Annotated in this window: 15 protein-coding genes; 11 read left to right on the plus strand and 4 right to left on the minus strand. The window is 66.0% G+C overall.

From position 1 onward, the window contains the following. The first annotated feature begins 17 nt into the window (after positions 1-17). Entirely contained in the window at positions 18-3,914 is a 3,897-nt protein-coding gene (gene purL / locus R9B85_RS17785) for a phosphoribosylformylglycinamidine synthase (RefSeq protein ID WP_133970341.1), read from the plus strand. A gap of 3 nt (positions 3,915-3,917) precedes the next feature. Continuing rightward, positions 3,918-4,229, plus strand: a complete 312-nt coding sequence (locus R9B85_RS17790) for an NGG1p interacting factor NIF3 (RefSeq protein WP_112250889.1) — start codon at positions 3,918-3,920, stop codon at positions 4,227-4,229. 102 nt (positions 4,230-4,331) lie between these two features. On the opposite strand, the gene tatC is transcribed toward R9B85_RS17790, so the two are convergent. From tatC to tatA, 3 genes are read right to left on the minus strand one after another with little or no spacing between them, the layout of a single operon-like run. Next, complete coding sequence (gene tatC, locus R9B85_RS17795; protein WP_423770410.1) at positions 4,332-5,093, minus strand: twin-arginine translocase subunit TatC; 762 nt, start codon at positions 5,091-5,093, stop codon at positions 4,332-4,334. Then, the gene (tatB, locus tag R9B85_RS17800; RefSeq protein ID WP_112250892.1) at positions 5,090-5,395 is read right to left on the minus strand and encodes a Sec-independent protein translocase protein TatB; all 306 of its coding nucleotides are present in this window, start codon (positions 5,393-5,395) and stop codon (positions 5,090-5,092) included. Before tatB ends, tatC begins: the two co-directional genes overlap by 4 nt. Further along, the gene (tatA, locus tag R9B85_RS17805) at positions 5,395-5,628 is read right to left on the minus strand and encodes a twin-arginine translocase TatA/TatE family subunit (protein WP_112250893.1); all 234 of its coding nucleotides are present in this window, start codon (positions 5,626-5,628) and stop codon (positions 5,395-5,397) included. The genes tatB and tatA overlap by 1 nt, the downstream gene beginning before the upstream one ends. 145 nt (positions 5,629-5,773) lie before the next feature. Between tatA and gspK the strand changes: the two genes are divergently transcribed. Next, positions 5,774-6,739 carry a type II secretion system minor pseudopilin GspK gene (gene gspK / locus R9B85_RS17810; protein ID WP_423770411.1) on the plus strand — a complete coding sequence of 322 codons (966 nt, stop codon included), beginning with the start codon at positions 5,774-5,776 and terminating at the stop codon, positions 6,737-6,739. Between the two features lie 138 nt (positions 6,740-6,877). Here the strand turns inward: gspK and R9B85_RS17815 are convergent, their stop codons facing one another. Then, on the minus strand, positions 6,878-8,932 hold the full coding sequence (locus tag R9B85_RS17815) for a PhoX family protein (protein ID WP_215520332.1): 2,055 nt from the start codon (positions 8,930-8,932) through the stop codon (positions 6,878-6,880). 224 nt (positions 8,933-9,156) lie between these two features. Between R9B85_RS17815 and R9B85_RS17820 the strand changes: the two genes are divergently transcribed. Genes R9B85_RS17820 through R9B85_RS17855 form a run of 8 tightly spaced genes read left to right on the plus strand, consistent with a single transcriptional unit; the run spans position 9,157 to position 16,898 of the window. Continuing rightward, positions 9,157-10,797 carry a lipoprotein UxpA gene (locus tag R9B85_RS17820; RefSeq protein ID WP_112250896.1) on the plus strand — a complete coding sequence of 547 codons (1,641 nt, stop codon included), beginning with the start codon at positions 9,157-9,159 and terminating at the stop codon, positions 10,795-10,797. Beyond that, on the plus strand, positions 10,794-11,219 hold the full coding sequence (locus R9B85_RS17825) for a pilus assembly protein PilZ (protein WP_423770412.1): 426 nt from the start codon (positions 10,794-10,796) through the stop codon (positions 11,217-11,219). The genes R9B85_RS17820 and R9B85_RS17825 overlap by 4 nt, the downstream gene beginning before the upstream one ends. A 3-nt stretch (positions 11,220-11,222) precedes the next feature. Further along, entirely contained in the window at positions 11,223-12,986 is a 1,764-nt protein-coding gene (gene gspD / locus R9B85_RS17830) for a type II secretion system secretin GspD (RefSeq protein WP_181457312.1), read from the plus strand. Next, positions 12,986-14,434, plus strand: coding sequence for a GspE/PulE family protein (locus tag R9B85_RS17835; protein WP_252378643.1), 1,449 nt, complete (start codon positions 12,986-12,988; stop codon positions 14,432-14,434). The genes gspD and R9B85_RS17835 overlap by 1 nt, the downstream gene beginning before the upstream one ends. 3 nt (positions 14,435-14,437) lie before the next feature. Continuing rightward, positions 14,438-15,640: a type II secretion system inner membrane protein GspF gene (gspF, locus tag R9B85_RS17840; protein WP_112250903.1), complete on the plus strand. Its 1,203-nt coding sequence runs from the start codon at positions 14,438-14,440 to the stop codon at positions 15,638-15,640. A 17-nt stretch (positions 15,641-15,657) separates the two neighbouring features. After that, entirely contained in the window at positions 15,658-16,092 is a 435-nt protein-coding gene (gene gspG, locus R9B85_RS17845; RefSeq protein ID WP_013971171.1) for a type II secretion system major pseudopilin GspG, read from the plus strand. Between the two features lie 3 nt (positions 16,093-16,095). Next, on the plus strand, positions 16,096-16,533 hold the full coding sequence (gene gspH, locus R9B85_RS17850) for a type II secretion system minor pseudopilin GspH (RefSeq protein ID WP_423770413.1): 438 nt from the start codon (positions 16,096-16,098) through the stop codon (positions 16,531-16,533). Further along, positions 16,530-16,898, plus strand: coding sequence for a type II secretion system protein GspI (locus tag R9B85_RS17855; protein ID WP_112250907.1), 369 nt, complete (start codon positions 16,530-16,532; stop codon positions 16,896-16,898). The genes gspH and R9B85_RS17855 overlap by 4 nt, the downstream gene beginning before the upstream one ends. Positions 16,899-17,546 lie beyond the last annotated feature (648 nt).

Genomic DNA, 17,546 nt, shown 5'->3' on the forward strand with positions numbered 1-17,546 from the left:
CTGAGGCTGTCCCGACGATGTTGATCCTGCGCGGCGCTCCTGCCCTTTCTGCCTTTCGCCACGGTAAATTACTCGAGCAACTGAGCCAGAAAGTCCCCGCTGTTACTGGTTTGTATGCCGAATTTGCCCACTTCGCCGATGTCGATGGCGAGCTGACCGCCGACCAGCAGCAGGTGCTGGGCCGTCTGCTCAAGTACGGCCCGAGCGTGCCGGTACAGGAACCGAGCGGCCGCCTGTTCCTGGTCGTGCCACGCCTGGGCACCATTTCGCCTTGGGCCAGCAAGGCCAGCGACATCGCCCACAACTGCGGCTTGCAGTCGATCCAGCGCCTGGAGCGTGGTATCGCCTACTACGTTGCCGGCAGCCTGAGCGAAGCCGACGCCGAACTGATCGCCGCCGAGCTGCACGACCGCATGACCCAGCGCGTGCTCGGCCAGCTGGAGCAGGCCGCTGACCTGTTCAGCCATGCCCAGCCCAAGCCGATGACCTCGGTGGACATCCTCGCCGGTGGCCGTGACGCCCTGGCCAAGGCCAACATCGACCTCGGTCTGGCCCTGGCCGAAGACGAGATCGACTACCTGGTCAACGCCTTCCAGGGCCTCAAGCGCAACCCGAACGACATCGAACTGATGATGTTCGCCCAGGCCAACTCCGAGCACTGCCGCCACAAGATCTTCAACGCCAGTTGGGACATCGACGGCCAGGCTCAGGAAAAGAGCCTGTTCGGCATGATCAAGAACACCTATCAGATGCACAACGAAGGTGTGCTGTCTGCGTACAAGGACAACGCCTCGGTGATCGTCGGCAACGTTGCCGGCCGTTTCTTCCCGAACCCTGAAACCCGCCAGTACGGCGCGGTGCAGGAGCCGGTGCACATCCTGATGAAGGTGGAAACGCACAACCACCCAACCGCCATCGCCCCGTTCTCCGGCGCCTCCACTGGCTCCGGCGGCGAAATCCGCGACGAAGGCGCGACCGGCCGTGGCGCCAAGCCCAAGGCTGGCCTGACCGGCTTCACCGTGTCCAACCTGCGCATCCCGGGCTTCGAACAGCCGTGGGAGCAGGCCTACGGCAAGCCCGAGCGCATCGTCGACGCCCTCGACATCATGATCGAAGGCCCTCTGGGTGGCGCTGCGTTCAACAACGAATTCGGTCGCCCGGCCCTGACCGGTTACTTCCGCACCTTCGAGCAAGCCATCAACACCCCGCACGGTGAAGAAGTGCGCGGCTACCACAAGCCGATCATGCTGGCCGGTGGCATGGGCAACATCCGTGAAGACCATGTGCAGAAGGGCGAGATCACTGTCGGCGCCAAGCTGATCGTGCTTGGTGGCCCGGCCATGCTGATCGGCCTGGGCGGCGGCGCCGCCTCGTCGGTGGCTACCGGTGCCAGCTCGGCTGACCTGGACTTTGCCTCCGTTCAGCGCGAAAACCCGGAAATGGAGCGCCGTTGCCAGGAGGTCATCGACCGCTGCTGGCAGCTGGGCGACGCCAACCCTATCGCCTTCATCCACGACGTTGGTGCCGGCGGTATCTCCAACGCCTTCCCGGAACTGGTCAACGATGGTGGCCGTGGTGGCCGCTTCGAGCTGCGTAACGTGCCCAACGACGAGCCGGGCATGGCCCCGCACGAAATCTGGAGCAACGAATCGCAGGAGCGTTACGTGCTGGCCGTCAGCGCCGTCGACTTCGAGCGCTTCAAGGCAATCTGCGAGCGTGAGCGTTGCCCGTTCGCCGTAGTGGGTGAAGCGACTGAAGAGCAACACCTGACCGTAAGCGACAGCCACTTCGGCAACACGCCGGTAGACATGCCGCTCGACGTACTGCTGGGCAAGCCGCCACGCATGCACCGTTCGGTTACCCGCGAAGCCGAGCTGGGCGATGACTTCGACCCGAGCAAGCTGGACCTGGACAATGCCGTTCAGCGCGTCCTCAGCCACCCGGCCGTGGCCAGCAAGAGCTTCCTGATCACCATCGGTGACCGTACCATCACCGGCCTGGTAGCTCGTGACCAGATGGTCGGCCCGTGGCAGGTACCGGTGGCCGACTGCGCCGTCACCGCCACCAGCTTCGACGTCTACACCGGTGAAGCCATGGCCATGGGCGAGCGTACCCCGCTGGCATTGCTGGATGCCCCGGCGTCCGGCCGCATGGCAATTGGCGAGACACTGACCAACCTGGCTGCCTCGCGCATCGAGAAGCTGTCCGACATCAAATTGTCGGCCAACTGGATGTCTGCCGCCGGCCACCCGGGTGAAGACGCCCGCCTGTACGATACCGTCAAGGCTGTCGGCATGGAGCTGTGCCCGGAGCTGGGCATTACCATTCCGGTCGGCAAAGACTCGATGTCGATGAAGACCAAGTGGAGCGACGAGGGCGTCGAGAAGAGCGTCACCTCGCCGATGTCGCTGATCATCACCGGCTTCGCCCCGGTCACCGACATTCGCAAGACCCTGACTCCGCAACTGCGCATGGACAAGGGCGAAACCGACCTGATCCTGATCGACCTGGGCCGCGGCAAGAACCGCATGGGCGCCTCGATCCTGGCCCAGACTTACGGCAAGATCGCTGCCCAGGCACCGGACGTCGACGACGCCGAAGACCTGAAGGCGTTCTTCGCCGTGATTCAGGGCCTGAACGAAGATGGCCACCTGCTGGCCTACCACGACCGCTCCGACGGCGGCCTGGTCACCACCGTGCTGGAAATGGCCTTCGCCGGCCACTGCGGCCTCGACCTGCAACTCGACCCGCTGACCGACAGCAAGGCCGAGGTGGCCGCCATCCTCTTCAACGAAGAGCTGGGCGCGGTCATCCAGGTTCGCCAGGATGCCACCCCGGATGTGCTGGCACAGTTCAGCGCCGCAGGCCTGGGCGAGTGCGTCGCGGTGATCGGCAAGCCGGTCAACAACGGTGAAGTGTCCATCAGCCTGAACGGCGAAGTGCTGTTCGACGACGACCGTCGCATGCTGCAGCGCCAGTGGGCCGAGACCAGCTACCAGATCCAGCGCCTGCGCGACAACGCCGACTGCGCCGACCAGGAATTCGACCTGCTGCTCGAGGAAGACAACCCGGGCCTGTCGGTCAAGCTGGGCTTCGACGTCAACGACGACATCGCCGCGCCGTACATCAAGAAGGGCGTGCGCCCGCAAGTGGCCATCCTGCGCGAGCAGGGCGTCAACGGCCAGGTCGAAATGGCTGCTGCCTTCGACCGTGCCGGCTTCGCTGCCATCGATGTGCACATGAGCGACATCCTCGCTGGCCGTGTCGACTTCGAGGCTTTCAAGGGCCTGGTCGCCTGCGGTGGCTTCTCCTACGGCGACGTGCTGGGTGCCGGTGAAGGCTGGGCCAAATCGGCGCTGTTCAACAGCCGCGCCCGCGATGCCTTCCAGGCCTTCTTCGAGCGTACCGACAGCTTCGCCCTGGGCGTGTGCAACGGTTGCCAGATGATGTCCAACCTGCATGAGCTGATTCCGGGTACCGAGCACTGGCCGCACTTCGTGCGCAACCGCTCGGAGCAGTTCGAGGCGCGTGTGGCCATGGTCGAAGTGCAGAAGTCCAACTCGATCTTCCTGCAGGGTATGGCCGGTTCGCGCATGCCGATCGCCATCGCCCACGGTGAAGGCCATGCCGAGTTCGCCAGCGAAGAAGCACTGCTGGCAGCCGACCTGTCCGGTTGCGTGGCCCTGCGCTACGTCGACAACCATGGCAAGGTCACCGAAGCCTACCCGGCCAACCCGAACGGCTCGCCGCGTGGTATCACCGGCCTCACCAGCCGCGACGGCCGCGTGACCATCATGATGCCGCACCCGGAGCGTGTGTTCCGTGCCGTGCAGAACTCCTGGCGCCCGGATGAGTGGCAGGAAGATGCCGCGCTGATGCGTATGTTCCGTAACGCACGGGTGTGGGTGAACTAAGGCGTGTACAAGCTCGCCTTCTTCGTCCCCGCCAGCCACGTCGAAGTGGTCAAGGCCGCTGTGTTCGCCGCGGGTGGCGGGCGCATCGGTGACTATGACCACTGCGCCTGGCAGGCCTTGGGCCAGGGCCAGTTCCGCCCGCTGGACGGCAGCCAGCCGTTCCTCGGGCAAACCGGCCAGGTCGAGGTGGTGGAAGAGTGGAAGGTGGAGCTGGTGGTGGCTGACGACCTGATTGCCCAGGTCGTCGCTGCACTCAAGCAGAGCCACCCGTACGAGACGCCTGCCTACGAAGTCTGGCGGCTCGCCGAGTTCTAGACCGCATCAAGGCTGTTCGCGGGTGAACCCGCTCCCACAGTGATTGCACAACTCTCGATATTGTGCGATCCCTGTGGGAGCGGGTTTACCCGCGAAGAGGCCCTACAATCCAGGCACAATCTCCTTGCCTGGCTCAGGCCGCTTCAACCATCCACAAGCCAGCAACCCCACCTCGAACAGCACCCACATCGGCACCGCCAGCATCGTCTGCGAAAACACATCCGGCGGCGTCAGGATCATCCCCACCACAAAGCAGCCGACGATCACGTAAGGCCTGCTGCGCCGCAACATAGCCACATCGGCCAACCCCACCCAGACCACGATAAACGTCGCCACCGGGATCTCGAACGCCAGCCCGAACGCCAGAAACAGCGCGAGGATAAAGTCCAGGTACTGGCTGATATCGGTCATCATCGCCACGCCCTCCGGTGTCACGCTGGCAAAGAAGCCGAACATCGTCGGGAACACCAGGAAGAAGGCGAAGGCCATGCCGGCATAGAACAGCAGGATGCTCGATATCAGCAATGGCAGGGCAATGCGCCGTTCACGGCGGTACAGCCCCGGCGCCAGAAAGCCCCAGGCCTGGTGCAGCAGCAGCGGCATGGCCACGAACAGCGCGCACATCGCGGTCAGCTTGAACGGCGTCAGGAACGGCGAAGTGACGCTGGTAGCGATCATGCTGGCGCCTTCCGGCAAAAAGCGCCGCAACGGTTCGGAAATCAGCGTGTACAGCGTCTGGGCGAAGGGGAACAGCCCGGCGAACACCAGCGCCACCAGCGCCAGGCAACGCACCAGGCGTTTGCGCAGGTCGCGCAGGTGTTCGGTCAGCGGCATGCTCGCCGCCGGGTCGATGGCAATGCTCATGAAGCGTTTTCCTTGGGGGAGGCGACCGTGGCCGCATCGTTGGCCGGCTCCGCTTTCAGGCTGATGCCTTGGCGGATCTCCTGTTCCAGGCGCTGCAAAGGCGCACTGTCGAGGTTGGGCAGCTCGACAGCGCGCAGGTCGATCTCCCGCTCCACCTGCGTACGCAGGGCGTGCATGGCCTTGCGGGCCTGGCCCAGGCCGCGCCCGAGGGTGCGTGCCGCCACCGGCAAGCGCTCCGGGCCCAGCACCATAAGCGCGACGATGCCGACCAGCAGCAACTCGCTGAAGCCTACCTCGAACATCAGGGTTGACGGTCCGCTTGCGGTTGCTGCGTGCCCTGACCGGTCAACGGGCACTGTTGCTGCACCTGCGTGTGCGCTGGCGGAATGATGTCAGTTTCACCGCCCATGGACTTGCGAAAACCCTGGATTGCCTCGCCCACATCGCTGCCCAGGCCCTTCAGGCGCTTGGTACCAAACAGCAGGAATACGATCAGCAGTACGATCACCAGTTGCCAGATTCCAATGCCACCCATTGCGACTACTCCTGTAAGGCCATGAAAAGGAAAGACAATCCTGCCTCGCGCAGATGACGTACACATGACGAACGTTCATTGCCATCTACCTGCAACACCTGGCGTGTTGACTGGCGTCTTCATTCGGCGACAGAGGCAGGCAAGGATGGGTGGCAGGCAACAGCAGGGTGCGGCCCTGTTGATGGTGATGGTGGTGCTGGCGATGCTGGCGGCAGGCATGGCCTGGCTGGTGGAAGATGGCAGGCGCCAGGTCGATGATGTGCGCCTGTTGCATCAGCGGGTGCAGGCGCGAGCCATGGAGCAGGCCGGCCTGGCCTATGCCGAGCAGGCCCTGCGCGACCCTAGCTGGCGGCTTAGCCCGCTGTTCTGGCAGGCCTTGCGTGGGCAGCCTTTGAACTACGATTTTGGCGCCGGCCAGGCGCAGTTGCGGGTCCGCGACCAGCACACCTGTTTCAACGTCAATGCGTTGCTCGGCGCGGACGGCGAGCGTGCTGCGCGCCAGTTGCGGTACCTGCTGGGCGACGACATGGCGGCGCAGCGCCTGGTCGACGCCCTGGCCGACTGGCTGGATGCCGACAGCGATGCCCGCCTGCAGGGCGCCGAGAGCGCCCAGTACTTGCGCCAGCAACCGCCGCGCCTGGCGGCCAACCAGCCGATGCTCGATACCAGCGAGTTGAACCTGCTACTGGAGCCGGACGCCAGTCGCCAGGGCCGTTACCCGATGCTGTGCGCCTTGCCGCAGACCACCGGCTGGCGGCTGAATGCCAATGCCCTGGGGCTGGAGCATCTGCCGTTGCTGGAAGCGCTGTATGAGGGGCGCTATCCGCGCTCGTTGCTCAGCCGCATCATCAGCGGCCGGCCGGCGTCAGGTTACGTGGATGCAGCTGCGCTACGCCAGGCGCTGGGGGCGGTGGATGACGAAACGTTCGAACGGCTGAGCGAAGGGCTGCTACTGAACAGCGGGTATTTTCTGTTGCAGCTGTCGTTCGCGGAGGAGGGGCGGGTGATACGCAGCGAGTTCCAGGTGGAGGCGCTGGGGGTGGTGCAATGGCATGCCCGGGTGCCGGCGCAGCAAGTGCGGGTGCGTAGCCGGGAGCCGATGGTTCGGTAATATTCACCGGCCTCTTCGCGGGTAAACCCGCTCCCACAGGGACCGCACAGTTTTGAACACTGTGCAGTACCTGTGGGAGCGGGTTTACCCGCGAAGAGGCCGGTACAGCCAGCACAAGGCTGACTGACCGGCGCCCTGTCAGGCGGTGCCGATCTCCCCGCCATCGATACGCTGGATCACCACCGTCGCAGCCCGCGGCCTTACCGTGGTACCTGCCGGGGTGGCATCGGTAGCCTTGTCGGTATACGGCCAGTTCTCCGGGTGCTGGATGTTGACGAACAGCGTCTTGTTGTCCGGGGTAAAGGTTATCCCGGTCACCTCGCAGCCATTCGGCCCGACGAAGAAGCGGCGCAGGTCCACCTGGTTCTGTGCATTCACCGGCACCTGCTTGCCACTGGCATCCACCAGGTTGGTGGGGATCACTGCCAGCAGCTGGTCGTTGGTGTAGTCGGTCAAGGTGCTCTCGCCGTTGTCGGTCTCGAACCACAGCACGCCACGGCTATCGAAGCTCATGCCGTCCGGGCTGGCGAACTGGTTCAGTTCGGTCAGGCCGGAGCGGTTGATGTCGGCGGTGCCAGCAGCGTTGGCGCCGAACACGAAGATGTCCCAGGTGAAGCTCAGCTGGTCGTCGCTGTCATGCCAGCGGATGATGTGGCCGTGACGGTTCGGGCCGCGCGGGTTGGCTGCATCAACCTTTTCCGGGGTGCGCGCGCTGTTGTTGGTCAGGGTCAGGTACACGTCGCCGTTGAGCGGGTTGACCGTGGTCCATTCGGGGCGGTCCATCGGCGTTGCACCCACGGCATCGGCAGCACCACGGGTGTTGAGGATGATGCCCGGCAGGTCGCCATACAGTGCGCCAAGGGTGCTGCCGCCAGTGGTGGCGGTGGCCACGTCCAGCAGCAACCATACGCCAGTGCCGTCGGCATTGAAGCGGGCTACATACAGCTTGCCGTGGTCGAGGTACTTGGCGCCGGTGGCCAGGCGGTCGGCGGGGGTGGCATCGGCGGCGTCCCACACGGCGGTGGACACCCACTTGTACAGGTACTCGTTGTTCGAGTCGTCACCCATGTACCACACCAGCGGCTTGCCGGCCACGGGCAGGCCTGGGGCGCAGCCTTCGTGGCGGAAACGGCCCAGCGCGGTGCGCTTGGTGGCCAGGGTGTTGCTGGTGTACGGGTCGATTTCGACGATGTAGCCGTAGGTGCTGGCTTCGTTGCGGTAGTCGTCGGTGGCGCTGGCGCCTTTGACGGTGACGTCGAAACGGGCGAACTCGTCGGCCACTTCGCTGCTGTCACCGGCTGCGGTTTCCCATTTGTACTGGCCGCTGGAGGTGCCCACGCCAATGCGGCGCTGGTCTTCGGGGCGGGTGCCCTTGTTGACGAAGATGCCTGGCCAGTTCTCTTCGCAGGTCAGGTAGGTGCCCCACGGGGTGTAGCCGTTGCCGCAGTTGTTGTTGGTGCCGCGGCAGTGGGTGCCGGCGGTGGAGTACTTGGTCTTGACGTGCTCGGTACCCCGCAGCGGGCCGGTTATTTCCATGCGCGAGGCGGTAGTGAAGCGGCGGTTGAGCGGGTCGTTGTCGACCACCTGCCAGCGACCGTTGATTTTCTGCAGGCGGACAACACCGGCGCCGTGGGCGTTGATTTCCTTGCGCACTTCCTCGACCGGGCGCTTGCCGTTGACATCGGTGGTCGGGCCGGCCGGGTGCAGGGCGGCGGTGTCGATGTACTCGAAGTTGATCGCCAGCAGGCCGTCTTCAGAGCTGCCGTTGATGGGGAAGAAGTGCATGCCGTCATGGTGCATGCCCATGGCGTTGGCCTGGTCGGTCGAGGTGTTGCTGCCGTCGGATTTCCACGGGTTGCCGTTGCTGTTGATCGGCGTGCCCCAAGGCGCCAGCACATAGGCGCTGTAGCCGGCGGCGACCACGCAGGCGTCGGTGCGCGAGCCCGGTATGGACTGGAAGCCCAGTGCCAGTTTCGGCTCTTCCGGCTCAGTCACGGGTGGCTCCGGATCATCGTGATCGGAACCACCACCGTCGAAGCAGCCTGTCAGGCCGGTACCGGCAATCATGGCGATGGCGGCGCCCAGGCTGCCGCGCATCACGCTGCGGCGGCTCAGGTAGGCGTCCATGACGTTGGCCATCGGCAGGTTGCCGCTTTGGTTCCGGTCCAGGTTGTCGCCGGTATCTCGACTCATCAGGGTGTCCTTATGTTGGCTGAGTTGGAGGAAACCGCGACTTTAGTGCGCAAATATGATGATTCATTGGCAGAAATGTTAAGGCGGTTTTAAAACGACTCGCTCTTAGCGCTGTGTTCTACAGATCACTTTGGAATGGCTGTCGGATTTCTGCCATCAAACTGTAATGCCAACGCCGCAACATCCGGTGCCCTGAATGAACGTGGATAAGGATGGCGGGTTCGATGGCAAGCAGTGTGCACAGGCGCGAAGTGATCAGCTGGATGGGTATCGGTGCCTTGGCACCGTTACTCGGCGCCTGCTCCGCATTCCCCGGGCAGCAGGGCGGCAACGCCAGCCTCGACCTGCTTTACGTGGCCGATACCCTCGATGCGCGCCAGCCTGGCCAGGCGGTGGTGCCGGCCACCCGCCTGGGGCCGGTCAGCCACCTGGGCCGCGCCCCATGGATGACCGGCAGCAGTGCCAGTATCACCTACCCACAGCTGGCGCCACTGCTGGATGCCAGCCAGGCTGCATCTGCCCAGCTGGGCGGCTATGCGGTGCTGGCAGCGTTGCTCGAACAGCTGCGCGGCGAGGCTGGGGCGGGCAACAGCCTGACCCTGGAGAACGGCCAGGGCTGGAATGGCAGTGGCCTGGCCTACCTGACCCAGGGCGAAAGCGGCCTGCGAGGCAGCCAGCTGCTGGGCAGTGAAGCGCGGGTCAGCAGCGACGAGCGCGTGTTGTGGCCACAGCGCAGCCCGGCACTGTATCGACAGGCTGGCACCGTTACCCTGGGCGCCGGGCTGGCAGACACGCAACGTCGCGCATTGGGCCTGGAGGCATTGCACATCTTCGAACGCGGCGGTGCACGTATTGCCGTGGTCGGCGTGACCGACCCCTATGCCCAGGACCAGAAAGCCTCCCTCAAACAGTGGTACCAGTCATTGCAACCGGTGTTCGAACAGGCCCGGCGCGAGGCCGACCTGGTGGTGGCCATGGCCGATGTCGGTACCGGGCCGGGCCTGTGGCTGGCCGAGCGGCTACCGCAGATCGACGTGCTGCTGTGCGCCCGCGGCCAGGACCTGTGGCCGGCGCCGGTCGAGGTGAGCCAGGCCAGCGGCCGCCGCGTGCCGGTGCTGTTCGCCGGGTGCCGGGGCAGCGGCGCCTTCCGCCTGCGCTGCCAGCGCGTGGCCGGGCTGTGGCAGTTCGACGGGCGTTTCTTCCCAGCCTTTGAGCAACAGCTGGCACCCGCCGCGCAGCAGCGTGTCGGGGCATTGCAGGCAGAATTGCGCCAGCAGCGCGCTGGCCACGCGGCCTGGCTCGATCAACCGCTGGCCCGCGCGCCACAGGCGCTGTGGCGCCGCGATACCCGAGGCGGCAGCTGGGACCGCCTGCTGCATCAAGCCCTGGCCGACGACAGCAGCATGCCGGTGCTGCTGCCGGGCCTGCGTTACGACTACCCGCTGCCCGCCGGGGCGGCCATTACCCGCGAACACCTGATCAGCCTTACCGGCGGCTACCCGGCACCGGTGGTCGAAGCGCCGGCCCGGCAGGTCGAACAAGTATTGGAAAACGCCGCTGAGCAACTGTTCGGCGACCCGCTGTTACTGGACAACAGCCAGGACCTGCCGCGCTGGCAGGGCCAGGCCTGGCGTGTCAGCTATAGCCCGCAAGGCAAGCGTATCAGTGGCCTGGAGCCGGTGCAGGGCCTGTGCCGCACCTTTGGTCTGCAGTTCGAGACCCAGGCCGGCGAGCCGCTGTGGCAACGGGTCGAAGCCTGGCTCGCCCGCCAGTCGAGCGACTGGCAACTGGCGCCCCTGCAGCTGCCCGAAGTGCGCTACGTGCAGGGCCACCCGGGCTGGCACCCAAGGCAGCTGGCCTCGTGATGCTCGCCTCGCGCCTGCTGACTGGCGCTGGCCTGACCTTGGCCGGCTGGCTGGCGGCCCAGTGTGTGCTGCAACTGGGCCGCCAGCCGCAACCGGCCACTGCGCCTGCAGTGGCCGACAAGCCGTTGCCTGGCTTGATGGTCGGCCATTGGCAGGCACCCGACGACGACGGTGCCATCGCCATCACCCGCCTGCCGTTGCAATACCTCGGCGGCCTCAAGGCCCAGCCACTGGCCTCCAGCGTGGTAGTGCTGCGCTATGGCGAGCAGGTGCGCACTTTGGCCCGCGGCCAGCGCCTGGCGCCAGGGATCGTGCTGCAGGACATCGACAGCGATGGCCTGATTTTCAACAACCAGGGGCGGCGTGAACGCCTGCCCTGGCCGCCACGCTCCGTCGTGACCGGCTTCAAGCGGCAAGGATGAACGATGCCTGTCAGATATTGCGTGGCGGCCGCGCTGAGCCTGGCCCTGTCCATGGCCTGTGCTGAAGAACCGGTGTTCGACGACAACGGCACGCCGATGTACGAAGTGAACTTCGTCGATACCGAACTGGGCGAGTTCATCGACAGCGTGTCGCGTATCACCGGCACCACCTTCATCGTCGACCCCCGGGTCAAGGGCAAGGTCACGGTGCGCACCGTCGACCTGCATGACGCCGATGCCATCTACGACATTTTCCTGGCCCAGCTGCGCGCCCAGGGCTATGCCACGGTCGACCTGCCCAATGGCAGCGTGAAGATCGTTCCCGACCAGGCCGCTCGCCTGGAGCCAGTGCCGGTGGAGGCGGGAGGGCAGCAGGGGGAAGGCAGCGACAGCGTGGCTACTCGGGTATTCAATGTGCGCAACGCCGCCAGCGAGCAGGTGCTGGGCATTCTCAAGCCCCTGATCGACCCACGGGTCGGAGTGATCACACCTTACCCGGCGGCGCACCAGTTGGTCGTTACCGACTGGCGCAGCAACCTGGAGCGTATCGCCAGCCTGCTGCGCCAGCTCGACCGCCCCCAGGACGCACCAGGCAGCGGCAGTACCCAGGTCATCTACCTGCGCCATGCCAATGCTGGCGAAGTGGTCAAGGTGTTGCGCGGGCTCAGCCAGGAAGGCATGGCGCCCTCTGAAGGTGCGGGCGAAGCAGAAGGCAAGGACAGGCCCGCCGTGCCTGCCGCCGGGGGCTCGGGCATCCGCCTGGAATACGAAGAAGGCACCAACGCCGTGGTCATGGTCGGCCCCGACAGCGAGCTGGCCGCCTACCGCGCCATCGTCGAGCAACTGGACATCCGTCGTGCCCAGGTAGTGGTGGAAGCGATCATCGCCGAGGTGTCCGACAGCAGCGCCCAGGAGCTGGGCGTACAGTGGCTGTTCGCCGACGAAAAGTTCGGTGCCGGCATCGTCAATTTCGGCAGCAACGGAGTGAACATCGCCAGCATCGCCGGGGCCGCCGCCAGCGGCGACAACGAGGCCCTTGGTGACCTGTTGTCCAGCACCACCGGCGCCATGGCGGGTATCGGCCATTTCGGTGGCGGCTTCAACTTCGCCATGCTGGTCAACGCGCTTAAGGGCAAAAGCGGCTTCAACCTGCTGTCCACGCCCACCCTGCTGACCCTGGACAACGCCGAGGCGTCGATCCTGGTCGGCCAGGAAGTACCCTTCGTCACCGGGTCGGTGACGCAGAACAACGCCAACCCGTACCAGACCATCGAGCGCAAGGAAGTCGGGGTGAAGCTGCGCATCAAGCCGCAGATCAACATCGACAACAGCGTGCGCCTGGACATCGTCCAGGAAGTGTCGTCGATTGCCGACACTACGGCGGCCAGCGACGTGATCACCAACAAGCGCGAGATCAAGACCAAGGTCATGGTCGAGGACAATGGCCTGGTGATCCTCGGTGGCCTGATCAGCGACGAACTGAGCACCAGCGACCAGCGCGTGCCGCTGCTTGGCGATATCCCTTACCTGGGGCGGCTGTTCCGCTCCGACGCGACCAAGAACACCAAACAGAACCTGATGGTGTTCATCCGCCCGCGCATCCTGCGTGACGGGCCGAGCCTGGCCGGGCTCAGCGAAGACAAGTACCGCACCTTGCAACAGACCACGCCGCTGCAGTTGCCCGACCTGGCTGATGCGCAGAACGCTACGCCGCTACTGCAGGTGTTCCCCTCCAGCCGCGCACGGCTGGAAGGTGGTGACTGGTGATGCTGCCTTATCGCCAGGCGCGGCAGAGCGGGGTGGCCATGGGCCCTGCGCAGCAGGGCTGGCAGCTATGGCTGCGGCACGACGCCGACAGCGCCCAATTGCAGGAGCTGCTGCGTGTGCACGGCCAGCCCAGCTTGGTCGAATACCTGGAGCCTGCGCTGTTCGACGAACGCCTCGGCCAGCTGTATCAGGCCGGTGACGCTGCCACCGAGGCGCTGATCGAAGGCATCGGCGACCAGGTCGACCTGGACAGCCTGATGAGCGAAATGCCGCGTATCGAGGACCTGCTGGAGAGCGACGACGAAGCACCGGTGATCCGCCTGATCAACGGCCTGTTCGGCCAGGCCCTGCGCCTGCGCGCTTCGGACATTCATATAGAAACCTTCGAGCAGAGCCTGGTGGTGCGCCTGCGGGTCGATGGCCACCTGCGCGAAGTGTTGCGCCCACCGCGTGCGCTGTCGGCCATGCTGGTGTCGCGGATCAAGGTCATGGCCCGTCTGGACATCGCTGAAAAGCGCCAGCCCCAGGATGGCCGCATCACCCTGCGCGCGGCGGGGCGCGAAGTGGATGTACGGGTCTCGACGCTGCCCGGCATCCACGGCGAACGGGTGGTGATGCGCGTGCTCGACAAGCAGGCCAGCCTGCTGGCGCTGGGCAACCTGGGCATGCCGGCGGCGGTGTTGCAGGGCCTGCGCAGTTGCCTGGCGCGGCCCAACGGCATCGTGCTGTCAACGGGGCCGACCGGTTCGGGCAAGACCACTACCCTGTATGCCAGCCTCAACAGCCTCAACGACGGCAGCCGCAACATCCTCACTGTCGAGGACCCGGTGGAATACGCGATTGCCGGCATCGGCCAGACCGCCATCAACCCGCGTGCCGGGCTGACCTTTGCCAGCGGCCTGCGCGCCATCCTGCGCCAGGACCCGGACGTGATCATGCTCGGCGAAATCCGTGACCAGGAGACCGCGCAGATCGCCGTGCAGGCCAGCCTCACCGGCCACCTGGTGTTGTCCACGCTGCACACCAACAGTGCGGTGGGTGCGGTGACCCGCCTGCGCGACATGGGCATCGAACCGTTCCTGATCGCCTCGTGCCTGCGCGGTGTTCTGGCCCAGCGCCTGGTGCGGCGCCTCTGCAGTTGCGCCGTGGCGCACCCGCTGCAACAGGCGGAACGCGACTTGTGGCCCGAACTGGCGGCGCTGGGCAGCAGCTACCACGCGGTGGGCTGCGAGCAGTGCCAGGGCGCCGGGTATGTCGGGCGCCTGGGCCTGTATGAATTCATCGAGCTGGATGCCGGGCTGATCGGCCTGTTGTACGACGGCGCCAGTGAACTGGCCATGCAGGACTACCTGGCCGCGCGCCGGCAGAGCCTGGTGGCGATGGCCAGCGACTGCCTGGCCCGTGGCGAGACCAGCCTGGCCGAAGTACTGCGCGTGGTGCAGGGCTGAGCCATGCCGACCTATCGCTACCAGGCCGTCGACCTCGCCGGCAAGACCCACAAGGCCAGCTTGCAGGCCGACAGTGAGCGTCATGCCCGTCAGCTGTTGCGTGAGCAGGGCCTGTTCGCCCGCCGCTTGCAGCGTCACGAGGCCGGCACCCGGCAACCCCGGCGCCAGCGCCTGAGCCGCGCCCAGTTGTGCGAACTGACTCGCCAGCTGGCCACCCTGACCGGTGCCGGCATCCCGCTGGTCGACGCCCTGGCTACCCTGGAACGGCAACTGCGCCAGCCCGCCCTGCACGGTGTGCTGGTGGCCTTGCGCGGCTCGCTTGCCGAAGGCCTGGGTTTGGCCCGCAGCCTGGCGCGTCAGGGGGCACCGTTTACCGGCCTGTACTGCGCGCTGGTCGAGGCCGGCGAGCGGTCCGGGCGCCTGGCCCAGGTGCTGACCCGCCTCGCCGACCACCTGGAGCAGGTACAACGGCAGCAGCACAAGGCACGTACGGCGCTGATCTACCCCACCGTGTTGATGGGGGTGTCACTTGCCGTGGTGGTAGGCCTGATGACCTTCGTCGTACCCAAGCTGACCGAACAGTTTGCCCATGCCGGGCAGAGCCTGCCGCTCATCACTACGCTGCTGATCGGCCTGAGCCAAGGGTTGGTGCAGGCCGGGCCCTGGCTGTTGGGGCTGGCCCTGATGCTCGCTGTGCTTGGCGGCTGGTTGTTGCGCAAGCCGCACTGGTGCCTGCGCCGCGACCAGCTGCTGCTACGCCTGCCCCACATCGGCAGCCTGCTGCAGGTGCTGGAAAGCGCGCGCCTGGCACGCAGCCTGGCAATCCTCAGCGGCAGCGGCGTGGCCCTGCTCGAAGCCCTGCAAGTGGCCACCGAAACCGTCGGCAACCGGCGCATCCGCCTGGCCATGGAGCAGGTGCGCCAGCAGGTGCAGGGCGGCACCAGCCTGCATCGCGCGCTGGATGCCAGCCAGCAGTTCCCGCCGCTGCTGGTGAACATGGTCGGCAGCGGCGAGGCCAGCGGCACTTTGGCCGACATGCTCGAGCGCGTGGCCGACGACCAGGAGCGCGGCTTCGCCCGCCAGGTCGATACCGCCATGGCGCTGTTCGAACCCCTGATGATCCTGGTGATGGGCGCCGTGGTGCTGTTCATCGTGCTGGCGGTGCTGTTGCCGATCATGCAACTCAACCAGGGCCTGCAACTGTGACGACAAGGAGTACTGCCATGCAGCATCGACGTAACCGCCAGCGCGGTTTCACCCTCATGGAAATCATGGTGGTGATCTTCATCATCGGCCTGCTGATCGCCGTGGTCGCGCCCAGCGTGCTGGGCAACCAGGACAAGGCCATGAAGCAGAAAGTGATGGCCGACCTGGCCACCCTGGAGCAGGCGCTGGACATGTACCGCCTGGACAACCTGCGCTTCCCCAGTAGCGAGCAGGGCCTGGCCGCGCTGGTGAAAAAGCCGGCCCAGGAGCCGCTGCCACGGGCCTGGCGCAGCGACGGCTACGTGCGCCGCCTGCCGGAAGACCCTTGGGGTACCCCGTATCAGTACCGCATGCCCGGTGAACATGGCCGGGTCGACGTGTACTCGCTGGGCGCCGACGGCCTGCCCGGCGGCGAAGGCCAGGATGCCGACCTGGGTAACTGGGAGCTGTAACGGGTGCGCCGTCAGCGGGGTTTCAGCCTGATCGAGTTGCTGGTGGTGCTGGCCATCGCCGGGCTGATGACCGGCTTGGCTGTGGCCGGGTTCGGCAACAGCCAGGCCAGTGCAGACCAGGCGCTGCAACGGCTGGCGAGCGAGACCCGGGCGCAGGCTGCGCTGGCCCGGCATGCCGGGCAGTTGCGCGGGCTGCGCTGGAATGGCCAGCGCCCAGAGTTCGTCCGGCGCGAGGGTAATGGCTGGGAGGTCGAAGCAGTCGCCCTTGGCGACTGGCCCAAGGGCCTGCGCCCGGACTGGCCGGCCAGCCCGCAGCCGCGTCTGTTGTTCACTCCGCATGGCTGGGCGCAACCGGGCAGCGTGCGCTGGCACTGGGCCGATGGCAGCCAGCAATGGGCCTGGAGCCGCGATGGCCGCCTGCAGGTGGTGGTCGCCCCATGAAGCGGCATCAGCGTGGCTTCACCCTGTTGGAGGTGACCGTGGCCCTGGCGATCGCCGCTGTCCTGGCGGTGATTACCAGCCAGGTCCTGCGCCAGCGCCTGGCGGTGCAGGACAACCTGCAGCAACACCGCCTTGGCCTGCTATGCGCGCGAGAACTGCAAACCCGCTTTGCCGTCGAGCAGTACTGGCCAGCTGTAAACCAGGTTGGCGGTGAACTGAGCCAGGGCGGCCAGCGCTGCCACTGGCAACTGCAACTGCGCCGCACCGGCGTACGCGACCTGCGCCGTGGCGAGCTGCTGTTGTTCGCCGACCGCGACCAGCGCCTGCCGCTTGGCCAGTACACCGTGTTCCTGGAGCGGCCATGAGCTACAGAGATCGTGAAGCTTGCGCGGTTCCTGTGGGAGCGGGTTTACCCGCGAAGCAGGCAACTCGGTGCATGGCACCGGCTGCGCCGGTGTTCGCGGGTGAACCCGCTCCCACAGGGAGGGCGTATACCCGTCAGCCCAGTATCCAGCCTGTGAAGCAGCGACAGGCCGGCCTGTTCCTGGAGCGGGCATGAGTTACAGAAACCGTGAAGCTTGTGCGGTCCCTGTGGGAGCGGGCATGCCCGCGAAGCAGGCGACTCGGTCCATGGCACCGGCTGTGCCGGTGTTCGCGGGCGCGCCCGCTCCCACAGAGGCCAAGTTCCACCTCGCGCAGGTGCCTGCCCATGAAGCAGCGCCAGGCCTGCCTGATCCTAGAGCACTCATGAGTTACAGAAATGATGAAGTTTGTGCTGCCCCTGTGGGAGCGGGTTTACCCGCGAAGCAGGCAACTCGGTGCATGGCACCGGCTGTGCCGGTGTTCGCGGGTGAACCCGCTCCCACAGGGGCCCAGTTCCACCCCGCGCAGGTGTCTGCCCCTGGATCAGCAGTGAGTTACAGAGATCGTGATGCTTGCGCGGTTCCTGTGGGAGCGGGTTTACCCGCGAAGCAGGCAACTCGGTGCATGGCACCGGCTGCGCCGGTGTTCGC

The sequence above is a fragment of the Pseudomonas sp. NLJ1 genome, from assembly GCF_049486705.1.
GTDB classification, from domain to species: domain Bacteria; phylum Pseudomonadota; class Gammaproteobacteria; order Pseudomonadales; family Pseudomonadaceae; genus Aquipseudomonas; species Aquipseudomonas inefficax.